This is a genomic window from Streptomyces syringium (genome assembly GCF_017876625.1).
Taxonomy (GTDB): Bacteria; Actinomycetota; Actinomycetes; order Streptomycetales; family Streptomycetaceae; genus Streptomyces; species Streptomyces syringius.
In genome coordinates this window covers 22,308-35,727 of sequence record NZ_JAGIOH010000002.1, presented here as the reverse complement: position 1 = coordinate 35,727, position 13,420 = coordinate 22,308, and the positions used below count along the sequence as shown (strand labels likewise).

Below are 13,420 nucleotides of genomic sequence, written 5' to 3'. Positions count from 1 at the left end.
CCACCGGCAGGCACCCCGGATCCGCGAGGGCCCGCGTGAGATGCCGCCGCCCGGGCACACGAGGCCACGAAGGCATCGGGGTGAAGCCGCGGCCCTGCCCCCGGGCGTCGCCGCCGATCCGCCCGCACTGCGGCGAAGATCGGCGCTACCGGACCCGGGAGCACCCCGGGCGCCCCCGGACACGACCGAGGAGAGAAACGAGATGACCACAGCCCGCGAGATCATGACCGAAGGCGCCGAATGCGTCGGCGCCCAGGAAAGCGTGCTGGACGCCGCCCGGAAGATGACCCGGATGGGCGTGGGCGCACTGCCGATCTGCGGCACCGACGACAAGCTCAAGGGCGTACTGACCGACCGGGACGTCGTGGTGAAGGTCCTGGGCGCCGGCAAGGACCCCTCCGCCGTGAAGGCGGGCGAACTCGCCCAGGGCGAGGCCGTCACCATCGGCGCCGACGACGACGCCGGCGAGATCCTGCGCACCATGGGCTCGCACAAGGTACGCCGCCTGCCGGTCATCGACGGCCACCGCCTGGTGGGCATGGTCGCCCTGGCCGACGTCGCCCGGGCCCTGCCGGACCGCCAGGTCGGCGACCTGCTGGAAGCCCTGTCCACCGACTGACCCCCGAAGGGGGCGTCCCGCGACGACGCGAAGAAGGGGGGCGCTCGTGCCCGGGCGGCTGCGCCCGGCCCGCACCGGGCGGCCCCCCGCCCCCGGAACCGCAGCCCCGGCAGCACGGTCCGCGGGAATCTCCTGGACCGTCCGGATGGCGTGCGGCACCCGGACCGCCTGCGGGGCCCGGCCCGGGGTATGCGGCTGAGGGAGGTGATCGTTGTGACGCAGGAGAACCGGGACAACCCGGCAGAACGCTACCCGCGGCCTGAGTTCCCCGACCAGGAACAGACACCGCCCGGGCACACCGGCCGGATGGACCCCCGCCCGGACCACGGTGAGGACACCTACCGGGGCAGCGGCCGGCTGGAAGGCCGCCGGGCCGTGATCACCGGTGGCGACTCGGGCATCGGACGGGCGGTGGCACTGGCCTTCGCCCGCGAAGGCGCGGACGTGCTGTTCACGCACCTGCCCGAGGAGGACAAGGACGCCCGCGAGACCTCCGCCCTCATCGAGGCGGCGGGGCGCCGGGCGACAGCCCTGCCCTGCGACCTGCGCGAGGAGGGGGAGTGCCACCGGGTGGTGGACCACGCGGTGCGGGAGTTCGGCCGCATCGACGTGCTGGTGAACAACGCGGCGTACCAGATGGGCCAGCCCGACGGCCTCGAAGCGATCACCACCGAGCAGTTCGACCGGGTACTGCGCACCAATGTCTATGCGATGTTCTGGCTCTGCAGAGCGTCCCTGCCGCACATCCCCGAGGGCGGCAGCATCATCAACACCACCTCCGTGCAGGCCTACAAGCCCAGCCCCCACCTCCTGGACTACGCCATGACGAAGGGGGCGATCGTCACCTTCACCCAGGGGCTGGCCGGGCAGCTCGCCGAACGGGGCATCCGCGTCAACGCCGTGGCCCCCGGCCCGGTCTGGACCCCCCTCATCCCCGCCACCCTCCCGGACACCGCGAGCTTCGGGAAACAGAGCCCGCTGGGCCGCGCGGCCCAGCCGGCCGAGATGGCCCCCGCCTACGTCTTCCTCGCCTCGCAGGAAGCGAGCTACATCACCGCCGAGATCCTCAACGCCACCGGCGGCACCCCGCTGCCCTGACCGGAAAACCGGCAACGCATACGCCGCCCCCATCGGGGTACCCAGTCGGCTGCCCCGCCACCACGGCGCGGCGGGGCAGCCGGACCACGACCCCAAGGCGGCCGACATGCCCCGACACCAGCCCGATGACCCACGCCGCACCCCCCAGGAGCGGGCCCGCGACGAGAGGGGACCTGGAGCCCACTCCGGCCGGGAGAGCCGGCCGCGTGAGCGCTCCGTGCCGGGCACCGCCGGCGCCCGCGAGGGCTACCCCGCCCGAGGCGGCACGGCACACGACGAGCCCCTCGAAGGCGTGCGAGCGCGCGGCGGAAGAACCAAGAAAGACGCGGAGAAGGAGCGCACACGCGACGAGGGACACGGCAAGAACACCCAGCCATGACGAGCCGGGGCGAGACGACAGGACGGCCCCGGCCCGCGACGGCCCGCGCCGGCCCGGCAGAGGCAGGCCCCCATGGTGTCCCCGCCGGCTGAGCACCACCTCGCCTTCCCCCTGCTCGAGGCCCAGTGGCTGTGCCAGACCTTCGTCCACTGGCCCTACGAGCCGGCCGTGGTGCAGGCGCTCCTTCCCCCCGGCCTGAGCGCAGACCTCTACCACGACGCGGCCTGGGTCAGCTTCACCCCCTTCCTCATGAGCCGCGTACGGCCCCCCGGCCCGCCGGCCGGCCGCCGGGCCGCCTTCCTGGAGACGAACCTGCGCACCTATGTCCGCCTCGAGGACGGCACGGAGGCCTTGTGGTTCTTCTCCCTGGAGGTATCCAGTGCCCTGATGCTCACCGCCCGCCTCGCCGGCGCCCCCTACCACCTCGGGGACCTCAGCCTGCGTACCAGGGGCGACGGGAGCATCACCTACACGGGTGTCCGCCGCGGCGGATCCCCCTCCTACCACCTGACCGTCCGTCCCGGCCGGGCGCTCGTCCCCGGTGAGCGGGACATCTGGCTGACCTCACGCTGGCGTGCGGTCACCCGCCGGGCCGGACGGCTGTGGCAGACCCCCGTCACCCACGAACCCTGGCCGCTGTCGGCCGCCCGCGAGGACGGGCTTCAAGAGTCCCTCACCCGGGCCGCGGGCCTGCCGCCCCCCGACGGCGCCCCGGTCCTGCACTTCTCGCCCGGAGTCCGCCGCGTCCGCCTGGGAGCTCCCCGCCCCGTATCCCGCCGCGGCTCCGGGGCTGGCCCGCAGCGCCCCTGAGTCCGCTCGTCTCCGCGCCCGCGGGGTGGGCCCGGGGGGCGTGACCGTGCCGGCGGGGAGAGCGCCCCGCAGCGGCCGGTGCGGAACGAAGCCGGTCCTGCTGGGGAATCTAGCGCCTGCGGCCCGTGGCGGAGGCGAAGCCGAGCCAGGTGTGGCGGTTGCCCCACCAACACCAGCCGACCTTCGGGGCGTTGCGCCGCTCGCGCCCGTCCCGCCCGGTGCCGTTGCTGATCCAGAGCGCCGGGGTACGGGCGTCCAGGGCGCCGTTGGCCTTGCGCAACCGGGAACCGATGGTCATGAAGCAGCGGTTGCGCTCCAGGACGGCCGGCTGCTGGAGCAGCCAGTGGATGCCTTCGGCCAGCAGCAGCGGGGTGCGGTCCTGCCGGGCGAGGGCGGGCAGCGCCTCCTGTGGGCTCCAGTCGGCCAGGTGGTCGCCACGGTCGAGGCCGGTGATGAGGTAGAGGGGGGCGTCGGGCAACTCCACGCCACAGGGGCCGAAGCGGTCGACGTCGGGCATGTCGGTGACGACGAAACCGGGCTTGCCGTCGTGCCGGAGCAGGGGTGCGAGGGCGGAGGCGGGGGCGCGGTCGGGGTGGACGGCGAGCAGGGCGTCGCTGTCCCTGCCGGCGGCGTCCGCGGCGAAGGCGCGCAGCTCCTGGGCGGGGATCCCCGCGAGCTCGTGCACCCCGAGCGCGATCAGGTGTTCCGCCTGGGCGGTGAGCGGCGGGAGAGGGGCCACGGTGGCGGAGGACGCGATGTCAGGCAAGGCACTTCCCGGTTCGGGTCAGGAGCAGCAGGGACCCGGGATCAAACGAGGCGGCCCCGCCGGAGTATTCCCGGCAGCCCACGTACGGGACCACGCAGCGCACCTACGAGGCCCCGCAGGCCCCGCAGCCCGGCCGGCGGAGCCGGGACGCCTGGCTACGGGCGCCCCGGCCGGTGAAGGGGAAAGAGGACGGGAAGCGGGAGGGCCTACCCGTCCTGTCCGAACAGCGTCCGGGCGAAGTACTGGGTGTCGAAGTACTCCCGCATGCTCACGATCCGTCCGTCGCGGACCGTGAACTGCGCGCTGATATCGATCGCGTACTCGGTGCCGTGCACGGTCGTGGAGCGGGTGACGCACTCGACCGACACCTGGTCGCCCTCGGCGAGGAGGTGCGAGACCTCCACCGCGTAGGCGGCCTCCGGGTCGAACAGCGCCCCCATGGGGGTGAAGAACTTCCTCGCGATCTCGTCCAGGCCGTGGAAGGTTCCGGCCAGCGGGTGGCTGCCGGGGATGCGGTAGACGGCGTCGGCCGCGATGAGCTCGGGGATCGCCTGCGCGTCACGGGTGCGCAGGGCCTTCAGGTAGCGGGTGACGACGGTGCGTGCGTCGGGATGGGTCATGCCTGCTCTTCTGTCGTGTCCGGTGGTCTCGGCCGCAAAGGGGGGTGGTTCAACTGCCCAGCAGCTGGGGGGTCAGGGCCCGCTGGAAGGGGGCGAAGAGCACGGACTGCGGTGCGCGGCGCAGGTAGGCGTCGCGGACGGCGCACAGCACCGGGTTCTCCACCTGCTCGAAGCCGGCGAACTTGGCCGAGGTCTCGACCATGAACCGGGTGCGTTCCCGGCGGGTGTTCTCATACGCCCGCAGCGCCGCGACCGGGTCGCTGTGCGAGGCCAGGCACTGGGCCAGCACCACGGCGTCCTCGATGGCGGTGCTGCCGCCCTGGCCCAGGCTCGGCAGCATCGGGTGCGCCGCGTCGCCCAGCAGGGTCACCGGGCCGTCGCCCCACTGCTCCAGGAAGGGCCGGTCCAGCGCCGGCACGGCGACGATGTCCTCCACGGGCGTGGTGCGCACGGCGTGGCGGACCTCGTCGGCCCAGCCGGCGTACGCGCGGACGATCTGGTCCTTGTCGCCGTTCCAGGCGCGGGCCGCGTGGACCGGCATGTTGATGGTGCCCCACCAGTAGGCGCGGCCGTGGCCCACGTCGTGGATGCCGAAGCGTTTGCCGACCCCCCAGTAGTGGCCGTTGAACCCGGTGGTCATGCGCGGGTGTTCGTAGGGCGTCACGGCCAGCCAGCACAGGAAGCCGCCGTAGCGCGGCCGGCCGTCGCCCGTGCGCTGGCGCCGCACGACGGAGTTGATGCCGTCGGCGCCGATCAGGATGTCACCGGTGGCCTCGCGGCCGTCCTCGAAGCGCACCCGCACCCCGCCGGAGGCCGTGCGTTCGTAGCCGGTGGCCACGGCGCCCGTGCGGACCACCTGGTCGCCGAGGCCGTCCAGCAGGGCCGCGTGGAGGTCGCCGCGGGCCATGGCCACGCTCGGCGCGCCGAGCCGGTCGCCTTCGGACTCGATCGGCAGTGACCGCAGGGTCCGCCCGTCGCCGGTCATGATCTCGGTGTGCACGATGGTCTGGCCGCGCTTCTCCAGGCCGAGGTCGATGCCCAGCACGCGCAGGGCGGACACGGCGTTGCTCACGACGGATATGCCGAATCCGGCGGGCCGCAGCTCGCTCGCGCGTTCGTAGACCTCCACCTCGACGCCCACGCGCCGCAGGGCCACGGCGGTCGCGAGCCCGCCGATGCCGGCTCCGACGACGATCGCCCGGGTACGGGTGTGCAGGGACATGGTTCAGTGTCCTTTCGGGGTGGAACGGGTGGAACGGGCGGGGGAGGTGGGGGAGGTGGGGGCCGGCGGTGCGGTGACCGTGCCGGTCAGCTCCGCGATGGCCCGGGCCACGTCCGCCACGTGCGGCTCTTCCATGATCGTGAGGTGGTCTCCGGGGACGGTCACGACCTGCACCGCACCGGTGGTCACCTCCCGCCATCCGTTGGCCGGGTCGGTGTACCGGGTGCCGGCGGCGCCGTGCATCGACCGCAGCACCTGCGGCAGCGGCTCGCTCGCCCGCAGCAGGACGATGTCCTGGTCGGCCGGGCCCGCCCGGTGCTCCACGGTCGCACGCCAGTTGGCGGCGTAGACCCGGAACAGTCTGCGGACCAGGGCGTCGGCGCCGTCGGCGGGCAGGACGCCCTCACCGACGGCCAGGCCGGCGATGAAGGAGAACTTCTCGTCCAGCGTGGTGAGTTCCGCGGGGACGACGGCCAGCGGCGAGGAACCCCCGCGGCGCAGCCAGAGCAGTTCCCAGAAGAACCAGCCCAGCAGCGCCTCGTCCGAGTAGGCGCCGCGCCGCGCCTCGGGGCCGACCGCGACCGTGTCCAGCAGGATGACCCGCGCCGTCTCCTCGCCGGCCGCCCGCAGCTGCCGGGCCATCTCGAAGGCGACGAAGCCGCCGAAGGACCAGCCGCCGATCAGATACGGGCCCTCGGGCTGGACGCGGCGCATGGCCGCGATGTACGAGGCGGCGATCTCCGGCAGCGTCCGCAGCGGTTCGCTGCCCGGCTCGGCGCCGGCCGCCTGGAAGGCGTACAGCGGCTGGTCCCCGGGCAGGTGCCGGCCCAGCGGCAGGTAGCACAGGACGTTGCCGCCCATGGGGTGGGTCAGGAACAGCGGCCGCCGGCTGCCGCCCGTACGGATCGGCACCAGCGGGTCGAAGGCGGCGGCCGCGTGGCCGGAGCGCAGCAGGGCGGCGAGCGCGGCGACCGTCGGCGCGGCGATGAACCGGGAGAGACCGATCGCGACGCCGTAGCGCTGCTCGATGAGCACGACGAGCCGCATCACGGTGATCGAGGTGGCACCGCAGGCGAAGATGTCGTCGTGGATCCCGACGGGGCCGCCGCCCAGCAGGTCGGCGAGCATCTGCACCAGCGTCCGCTCGTAGGCGTCGCCCGGCGGGGTGCCGCCGCGGGAGCCGCCCCCCGAGAGCGGCAGGGTGCGCAGTGCCCCATCGTCGCGTTTGCCGGAGGGCGTCAGCGGCAGCGCGGGCAGCCACTGCCAGTGGGTGGGGACCATGAAGTCCGGCAGGACGGTGCGCAGTTCGGTGCGCAGCGCCGGCAGGTCGGTGCGGCCGGCGTCGCCGACGAGGAAGGCGACCAGGGCCGTCTGCCCGCCGGGGTCCTCGCGTGCCACCACCGCGGCCTCCCGGACGCGCGCCCCGTGGCGTGCGGCCAGCTCGGTCAGGGCGAGTTCCGCCTCGGCGGGCTCCACCCGGTAGCCGCGGACCTTGACCTGGGTGTCCGCGCGGCCCGCGTAGTGCAAGGTGCCGTCGGGCAGGACCAGGGCGAGGTCGCCGGTCCGGTAGAGCCTGCGCGTTCCCCAGGGGCCGGCGAGGGTCACGAACCGTTCGGCGGTCAGCGCCGGATCGCCGAGATAGCCGTCGGCGAGCACCGCACCGCCCACGTGCAGCTCGCCCTTGACGCCGGCCGGCACCGGCCGGCCCCGTTCGTCCAGGACGTGCACCTCGGCGCCCTCGACGGGGGTGCCGATCGGGGCGAGCAGCGGGAAGGAGGCGGGGTCGCCGGTCATGGTGTGGCGGGTGACGACATGTGACTCGGTCGGCCCGTACTGGTTCTCCAGGACCGCCCCCGGCAGCGCGGCCAGCAGCCTGCGGATCTCGTCGGTCACCCGCAGCTGCTCGCCGGAGGAGACGATGACGCGCAGCCGCCGCGGGACGATGCCCAGCGCGGCGGACGCCTCGGCCAGCTGCTGCAGCGCGACGTAGGGCAGGAAGATACGCTCGACCTCCTCCCGGTCCAGCAGCCGCAACAGTGCGGGCATGTCGCGCCGTTCGTCCTCGGTGACCAGGCGCAGGGTGCCGCCGCAGCAGAGCGTGGAGTAGATCTCCTGGAAGGAGACGTCGAAGCTCAGCGGCGCGTACTGGGCCGTCTTCCCGCCGGGCGCCGCGGAGGCGCCGCGGATCTGCCAGCCGATGAGGGCGGCCAGCGAGCGGTGCGGCATCGCCACGCCCTTGGGCCGGCCGGTGGAGCCGGAGGTGAACAGGACGTAGGCGCCGCCGGCCGGATCGACCGCCGGCAGCACCCGCTCCGCGGCCCGGGCGTCCAGCGGGCCCTGCAGCGACTCGGCGGGCAGCAGCAGGCCGGGATCCGGCACGAGGCCGGCGTCCGCCGCCCGGGCGATGATCCGCACCGGACGGGCCTGCTCCACCATGGCGGCCAGCCGCGCCGCCGGATAGGCGGGGTCCAGGGGCACGCACACGGCACCGGCCTTGGCGATGCCGAGGACGGCGGCGATCGTCTGCAGTGAGCGGCCCGTGGCGAGGCCGACCCGGTCCCCGGGCCGGGTGCCGAGGTCCAGCAGCCGCCGGGCCACCCGCTCGGCCCTCTCCCGCAGGTCGCGGTAGGTCCATGCGCCGTCGCCGGCGGACACGGCGACGGCGCCGGGGGTGCGGCCGGCCTGCCGGTCGAACAGGCTCACCACGTCCTGCGTGGCCGCCGGGCCCGGCAGCGCCCGGGGCGGGGGAGCGAGGAAGGCGAAGTCCACGGCCTCCTCGGGGCGGGCGACGATCCGGCGCAGCACCGCGGTGAAGGTGCGGGCGAACAGCTCGGCCTGCCCGGATGTGATGCCCTGGCCCCCGCCGTCGACCCGCAGCCCCATCCGCCCGCCGACGGGGTCGGTGAAGGCGTTGACGAGCAGCTGGAAGTCGGTCTCCTCCCAGGTCGTGAAGGACTCCAGCCGCAGACCGGGCAGGCTCAGCACCTGCGCCAGGACGTGGAAGTGCACATAGTTGAACGCCGTGTGCAGCACCGGGCCGCCGTGGTCCTCCTGGATGGCGCTCAGCGGGTACCGCCGGTGGGCGTGGGCGGCGCGCTCCTGCCGGAACAGCTCCCTGACCACCTCCAGCCAGCTGCCCGGCGCCTCGGCGCGGGGCACGCCCACCCGCACGGGCAGGGTGTTGAGGAACAGTCCGGCCATCCGCTCGGCGTCCTCGCGCTCGGGACGCCCGTGGGTGATGAGCCCGGTGGTGAACTCCTCGAGCCCGCCGAACAGGCGCAGGGTCAGGCAGTGCGCGGCCAGCAGGACGGACTTCACCGGCACGGCATGCTGCCGCGCCAGGCCCCGGACCTCCTGGGCGAGATCGTCGGGGAAGAACGCGTGGTGCACCACACGGCCACCCCCGCGCGGCACCCCGGCCGGTGCGAAGCCGTCCAGGCGCAATACCTCGGCGCCCTGGAGCGTGCGCCGCCAGTGCTCCCGCGCCGCGGGGTCGGCCTGCGCCGCCCGCTCCTCGCGCACATGGTGGGCGGGGCTGGGCAGGGCCGTGTCCGCCACGGGGCCGATGGCGGCCCCCAGGGCGTGCTGGTAGTCCTGGAGGAGCTCGCGCAGCAGGCCGGCGACGCTGCCGCCGTCGAGCAGGGCGTGGTGGAAGCTGAACACCAGCTCCACCGCCCCCTCGCACACATGCGCGCGGAAGAGATACAGGGGGGCCCGCTCGAAGTCGTAGCGGTGGAAGCGCCGTTCCTCCACGTGCGCGCCGATCACCGCCTCGGCGGCCTCCGGGGTACTGCCGCGCAGGTCGGCGACGTCGAGGCCGCCGGTGGCGCTCGCGTGCACGATCTGCAGCGGCTCACAGAAACCGCCGAGGTCGAAGGAGGAGCGCAGAGCCGGGTGGCGGGCGGTGAGCCGGCCGAAGGCGGACCGGAACCGCTCCTCGTCCCACACCATCGCCAGGCGGTAGCGGAAGACGTCGTGGTAGACGGCGGAGTGCTCCTCGCGGCGGCTGTGGTAGACGAGCCCGATCTGCAGCCGCGTCATGGGGAACGCGTCCACGGCCCCCTCCGCCAGCCGCCCGCGGTCCACGTCGGGGACCAGGGCGAAGGGCGCCAGCGCGGTCTCCCGCGCCGGAGCCGGTGCGGACGAGGTGTGGGCGACGTGCGCGGCGAGGCCGGCCACGGTCGGGTGGCGCATGAGGTCGTCCAGCGTGAAGCGAAGCCCCTGCCGTTCGGCCAGCGCGCGGACGCGCAGCATCAGCAGCGAATCGCCCCCCAGGGCGTAGTAGTTGTCGTGCGCGCCGACCCGCTCCACGCCCAGGACCTCGGCCCAGATGGCGGCGAGCGCCTTCTCCCCGGCGGTGCGCGGCGCGGCGCCCGGCGCCTTGCCCTCCACGGCACCCGGTGCCGGCAGCAGGCGCCGGTCCAGCTTCCCGTTCGGCGACAGGGGCAGCCGGTCCAGATGGACGAACCGGGCCGGGATCATGAACTCCGGCAGCTGGTCGGCCAGTTGCCCGCGCAGACCGGCCCCGTCCAGGGCCCGTCCGTCCCCGGTGACGTAGTACCCGACCAGATACGTACCGCGCCCGGCGCTTGCATGGTCGGCCACCGCGGCCTCGCGGACGCCCGGCACCCGGGCCAGCGCGTCCTGCACCTCGCCCGGCTCCACCCGGTTGCCGCGGACCTTCACCTGCCCGTCGATGCGCCCGAGGTACTCCAGCGTGCCGTCGGCGAGCCAGCGGGCCAGATCACCCGTGCGGTACAGCCGGCCGTCCAGCACCCAGGGATCGGCGACGAACTTCTCCTGCGTCAGCTCGGGCCGGTTCAGATAGCCGCGGGCCACCTGGACCCCGGCGATGCACAGCTCACCCGGCACACCCACCGGCTGCGGCGCCCCGTCCGGCCCCAGGACGTACAGCTCCGTGTTGTCGACGGGCCGCCCGATGGGCACCCGCGCGACCGCCGCAGACGGCTCGCACTCGTACACCGAGACGTCGACCGCCGCCTCCGTCGGCCCGTACAGGTTGACCAGCCGCGGCGCACCCCCGGCGGCCGGTGCGAAGACCCGGTGGAACTGCTCGACGCGCCCCGGCGGCAACGCCTCGCCGCTGCAGAACACATACCGCAGCGACCGGGCCTCGGCCAGCCTCTCCGGTGCCTGCTCCAGCAGGTCCAGGAACGGCCCCAGCATCGACGGCACGAAATGCAGCACACTGACACCGCGCTGCGCGACCGTGCGCAGCATCAGCTCCGGGTCCTTCTCCCCGCCGGGCGGCAGCAGGGCCACAGCGGCGCCCTCGAGCGCCCACCAGAACAGCTCCCACACCGACACGTCGAAGGAGACGGGTGTCTTCTGCAGCAGGACGTCACCGGCACCGATCGGGTAGGCGCGCTGCATCCAGGCCAGCCGGTTGACCACCGACCGGTGCTCGACCATCACGCCCTTGGGCTGCCCGGTCGAGCCGGAGGTGTAGATGACGTAGGCCAGGTCCCGCGCGGTGGCGCCGGGCCCCGCCGGGCTCTCCGCACCGGGCGGCCCGTCCGCACCGTCCGGGCCGTCGAGCAGCTCCTGCACCGGGCAGAGGGCAACACCCTCCGGCACCGGCACCGCCGTCGCCGGGGCGTCCGTCACCACGGCCTTCGCCCCACTGTCCGCCAGCACGAAGGCGATCCGCCGCACCGGATGACCGGGATCGACGGGCACATACGCGCCCCCCGCCCTCAGGATGCCCAGGACCGCCGGCAGCAGGTGCGGGCCGCGCGCCATCAGCACGGCCACCCGGTCACCCGGGCCCACACCGCGGGCGCGCAGCGCCGCGGCGATGCGGCCGGAGCGGGCCTCCAGCTCCGCGTAGCCCATCGCACCCGGCCCGTCCGGCCCGTCCGGCCCGTCCGGCCAGAACACCGCCGGCCGCCCGGGCACCAGGGCAGCCCGCGCCTCGAACAGGGCGGGCAGCGTGGCCTCCTCGGCGAACGCCACCCGCGGCCCCCTGGCGAAGCCCCGCAGCCGCTCCAGCTCCGCCCCGCCCGCCAGGGGCAGCCCGGCCGCCGGCTGCTCCGGCTTGTCCAGACCGTGCCCGATCAGCGACATCAGGTGCTCGGCGAGCGAGGTGACCGGCAGGTCCGCATCGAAGACGTCGGTGGCGTAGTTGAGGAAGACCCGCAGCTCGGAGCTGCCCCGCGTGCTGACCGTGTAGACCGCCAGCGCCTCCTGGTCGTGCGGCGGCGCGAAGTGCAGCGGCCCGCTGCGCCCGACGCCCTCCGCCAGCGGCTTGACGGGCTTGAGCGACATGAAGGACAGCGTGACGTCGTAGAGCCTGCGCTCCCCGCCGCCGGCCGCAGGCAGCTCCCGCAGCACTTCCCCGTAGGGCAGCCGCTGGTGCTCCTGGAGCAGCGCCAGGGAGTCCTGCACCTGCGCCGCCACCTCCGCCAGCGGCCGGCCTTGGGGGACCTCGACGCGCAGCGGCAGGGTGTTGGCGTACTGCGCCACCGTGGAGAGCTCCGCGCGGCTGCGGTTGAGCAGCGGCATGCCGAGCACGGCCTCGGAGGTGCGGTGGACGCGCGCCAGCCAGGTGCCCAGCGCGGCCGCGAGGAACGCGAACGGCGAGCCGCCGCTGTCCTTGATGCGCTGCACCACGTCGCCGGGCACGGTGAACGCGTGCCGGCCGAAAGCGGGCACCGCCTGCCCCTCGTGCCGCCGGGCGAAGAAACTCGGCTCCATCCGCGCCAGTTCACCGCGGTGGAAGGCCCGGTCCGCCTCGTACTGCGGCGAGGCGAAGTAGTCGCCCCGCCCGGCGGCGGACTCCAGCGCCGACGGCGCCGCGTCCCGCACCTCCACAGCCCCTGCGCGCGCCCGGCGCGTGTACTCCTGCGTCGCCTCGGCGTGCACGAGGTCCATGGCCCGCCCGTCGGCGACCAGATGGTGCACCTGGATCACCAGGTGGACGGCCGTGCTGCTCTCCCGCAGCAGCGCGACCCGGAACAGCGGCCCGCCGCCGAGGTCGAACGGTGTCCGCAGGACCCTCTCGCGCCAGTCGAGGCACGCGGCCCCGGGATCCGGCGCGGACGAGAGGTCGACGACCTCGACGGCCGGTGCGCCGTCGGCCACCAGGGCGCCGGCGAGCCACTGCCGCGGCACGCCGTCCTTCTCGCCGAAGCGCAGCCGGAAGGCGTCGTGGCGCTCCAGGGTCAGGGTCAGGCAGTCGCGGAGCAGAGCAACATCCACCGCTCCCGTGAACTCCTCGACGATCGTGGCGTTGAACTGCGGACTCTTCGGCGCGCGCTGGGCGGCCGGCCAGATGTCACGCTGATACGGCGACAGCGGAACGCTTTGCTCCGTGGGCAGCCGAGAACTCCCGGTGTTGATGAGCTTTTCCCTTTCCCGGAAACCGTGCTGTGGGCAGCCGGACCCACGCCCTCGACGGACGCGGCGGCGGATGGCGGGGCCGGGCGCTTCAGCCGGCACGTCGAACAGACCGGCAACGGTTCCGCGGTGATCCGGCCGGTGCGCCCATGGGCGCGAGACCGACGGCCGGAAGGGCCCCAACTGCGGCGGTGGCGGCAAGCCACATCGCCTGACCTCAGCGTTGTCTCACAATGTCCTTCACGGCAACTCCCCCTTGATCCCGGCCGGCCGGACTGATCTGGCTATCGTGTGCGTGGCGTGATCTATTCGAAAACCAGGGAATCGGCCACTCCGCTGGCCGGAAACAGCACGTGACCAACGCGACCCTCCGCCGCCGAGACACTCCCTCGACCGAGCACACCGGCGCTGCTACCGTGCCCCGCCCCGCAGCACCCCGGACCTGCCACGACACCGCTGCTGGACGGTCCACACAGCGACGCTGGAGCGGTCGGTGGACATCCGCAACCACACCTCGTCGCCGCCTGGCATGAACGCCACCTCAAGC

The 13,420-nt window shown here is 74.1% G+C and carries 8 protein-coding genes; 4 read left to right on the top strand and 4 right to left on the bottom strand.

Going from position 1 to position 13,420, the window contains the following annotated elements:
- Nucleotides 1–202: 202 nt before the first annotated feature.
- The 4 genes from JO379_RS32850 (at nt 203) to JO379_RS32835 (ending at nt 2,906) form a co-directional block, all read left to right on the top strand.
- On the top strand, nt 203–619 hold the full coding sequence (locus JO379_RS32850; protein ID WP_130880642.1) for a CBS domain-containing protein: 417 nt from the start codon (nt 203–205) through the stop codon (nt 617–619).
- A gap of 213 nt (nt 620–832) precedes the next feature.
- The gene (locus JO379_RS32845) at nt 833–1,717 is read left to right on the top strand and encodes an SDR family oxidoreductase (protein ID WP_372449155.1); all 885 of its coding nucleotides are present in this window, start codon (nt 833–835) and stop codon (nt 1,715–1,717) included.
- 106 nt (nt 1,718–1,823) lie between these two features.
- A complete protein-coding gene (locus JO379_RS32840; protein ID WP_130880644.1) occupies nt 1,824–2,096 on the top strand; it encodes a hypothetical protein in 273 nt (90 codons plus the stop codon).
- Nucleotides 2,097–2,168: 72 nt separating this feature from the next.
- Entirely contained in the window at nt 2,169–2,906 is a 738-nt protein-coding gene (locus JO379_RS32835; protein WP_130880645.1) for a YqjF family protein, read from the top strand.
- 109 nt (nt 2,907–3,015) lie between these two features.
- Here the strand turns inward: JO379_RS32835 and JO379_RS32830 are convergent, their stop codons facing one another.
- From JO379_RS32830 to JO379_RS32815, 4 genes are all read right to left on the bottom strand, one after another.
- Nucleotides 3,016–3,672, bottom strand: coding sequence for a DUF5701 family protein (locus JO379_RS32830; protein ID WP_209519093.1), 657 nt, complete (start codon nt 3,670–3,672; stop codon nt 3,016–3,018).
- A gap of 206 nt (nt 3,673–3,878) precedes the next feature.
- Nucleotides 3,879–4,292 (bottom strand): nuclear transport factor 2 family protein, encoded by a 414-nt coding sequence (locus JO379_RS32825; protein WP_209519092.1) that lies wholly within the window; start codon nt 4,290–4,292, stop codon nt 3,879–3,881.
- 49 nt (nt 4,293–4,341) lie between these two features.
- Nucleotides 4,342–5,514 carry an FAD-dependent monooxygenase gene (locus JO379_RS32820; protein ID WP_130880648.1) on the bottom strand — a complete coding sequence of 391 codons (1,173 nt, stop codon included), beginning with the start codon at nt 5,512–5,514 and terminating at the stop codon, nt 4,342–4,344.
- 3 nt (nt 5,515–5,517) lie between these two features.
- On the bottom strand, nt 5,518–12,855 hold the full coding sequence (locus JO379_RS32815; protein WP_209519117.1) for a non-ribosomal peptide synthetase: 7,338 nt from the start codon (nt 12,853–12,855) through the stop codon (nt 5,518–5,520).
- Between the last annotated feature and the right edge of the window lie 565 nt (nt 12,856–13,420).

Coding starts and splice junctions, on each gene's coding strand:
- JO379_RS32850 (WP_130880642.1), top strand. CDS start 203: ATGACCACAGCCCGCGAGATCATGACCGAAGGCGCCGAATGCGTCGGC.
- JO379_RS32840 (WP_130880644.1), top strand. CDS start 1,824: ATGCCCCGACACCAGCCCGATGACCCACGCCGCACCCCCCAGGAGCGG.
- JO379_RS32835 (WP_130880645.1), top strand. CDS start 2,169: ATGGTGTCCCCGCCGGCTGAGCACCACCTCGCCTTCCCCCTGCTCGAG.
- JO379_RS32825 (WP_209519092.1), bottom strand. CDS start 4,292: ATGACCCATCCCGACGCACGCACCGTCGTCACCCGCTACCTGAAGGCC.
- JO379_RS32820 (WP_130880648.1), bottom strand. CDS start 5,514: ATGTCCCTGCACACCCGTACCCGGGCGATCGTCGTCGGAGCCGGCATC.